The organism is Streptomyces sp. CO7 (assembly GCF_053474865.1).
The window spans coordinates 1-1720 of sequence record NZ_JBRIOU010000226.1 but is presented as its reverse complement, the minus strand read 5'-3'; the positions used below and the strand labels follow the sequence as shown (position 1 = coordinate 1720).

Here is a 1720-nt window from a genome sequence, read left to right as displayed (position 1 = left end):
CAGGGGGACGGCCGTTCCCCCGCGACGAGTCCTCGCGAGCCCGGGGCCGTCTACGGTTCCGACGCCGCCCGGAAACCGCACGCCGAGCCGTTGAACGCCGCGGTCGGCTGCGCCATGGAGCGTGGGGGGCGGAACTGATGGCCACCTTCGTCACCCGCGCCCAGTGGGGCGCCCGGTCACCTCTGGACGTCAGCAGTGACATCACGCCGTCGCAGGGAGGCGTGACGGTCCATCACGTCGACGAGGTGAAGGTGGCCCGGGCCGGCCACGCCGACTGCGCGGCCCAGGTCAGAGGGATCCAGAACTACCACATGGATTCCAACGGCTGGTCCGACATCGCCTACAGCCATCTCGCCTGTGTGCACGGCTACCTGTTCCAGGGACGCGGCGAGAACGTCCGCACCGCCGCCCAGGGCACCACCCAGGGCAACGACGACTGGTACGCGGTGTGCGCCCTGACAGGTGGCACCAGCAGCAACTACGACACCATCACCACCGGGTTGCTCGACGCCATCCGCTACGGGATCAACCGCCTGCGGGTGTCGGGCGGCGCCGCACAGGCCATCACCGGCCACCGCGACCATCACTCGACCGGCTGCCCCGGCAACCTGTACGCCCGGGTCATCAGCGGCGAGGTCAACCCCGGGGGCGGCCCACTGCCCTACCCGGGGGTCGCCTTCCGCCAGTCACCGATGACCGTGCACGCGAGCGTGGCGACCTGGCAGTACCGGATGAACAGTGCGCACGGCTTCTCCCTGGCCGTCGACGGCCAGTACGGCCCGGGTTCCGACGCGGCCTGCCGCACCTTCCAGTCGCGCTCCGGGCTGAGCGTGGACGGCGTGGTCGGACCGGCCACCTGGAAGGCCACCTTCGCCTAGGGCCTGTCCGGCGGACATGCCCTAGCCCACTCGTCAGACCCGACCGGGTCGCCCACCGCGGGACCGCGGTGGGCGACCCGGTCGTGCTCAGCACCGACGGGCCACACGCCGGCCGCAGCTCCCTGCCGGCCCGCGCTCTCGCCGGCCGGCTGCCCGTCCGGGCGGACCGGGGTGAGCAGCGCCCGCTCGGATGCGTGGACCCGTGCCTCGCACGGCTCGGTGGTCGGGTCGGTGAGCCGCAGGACGGCCCCGTCACCGTCCACGCGGCCGTCCCCCGCGACACCAGAGCCACCTACGCCCTCGCCGCCGGGGTCACGCGCACCGTGGGGCTCGACTTCACGGTCCCCGGTCTCATCACGGCCGGCTCCCAGCCCCTCCTCGAAAGCGTGTGAGCGCCCGTCCGCGACACCGGTCCGCGTCACAGGCGCCGCCTCGGACCGGGCGGCGCGTCCACGGGACGGAGCACCGCCGGGGCACGCCGAGCGAGGCCCCGGGCTGCCGATCGAGATGCCGGACGTCTCCGTCACGCTGCTCCGGGACGAGCCGCCGGTCGGTCCCGGACACGAGCGGATGAGGGCGCCGTTCCTGCCCGTGGCCCGTTCCCACTCCCCACTCCCCTTGCCCGCGTCCCTGCTTCCCTGTCACCTCGTGCAACCCTTCGACGCCTTCACGAGTCTCCTGATTGCCGAACGGTGAATCAGTGGGTCATACATGGAAAAACTTCGGGCAGACACCAACGGACCAGCACATCATCGACCGTGATGCCACCGGACGTCCCGGTCCCCTCGCAGGAGCCCCACGCATGGCCGAGCACAGACGCCCTCCCGCCCCGCTTCCGACAC

The 1720-nt window shown here is 72.2% G+C and carries 1 protein-coding gene; it reads left to right on the top strand.

The genetic code is table 11. From position 1 onward, the window contains the following. Nucleotides 1–137 precede the first annotated feature (137 nt). The gene (locus ACOV8S_RS32975) at nucleotides 138–878 is read left to right on the top strand and encodes a peptidoglycan recognition protein family protein (RefSeq protein ID WP_448322347.1); all 741 of its coding nucleotides are present in this window, start codon (nucleotides 138–140) and stop codon (nucleotides 876–878) included. Nucleotides 879–1720 lie beyond the last annotated feature (842 nt).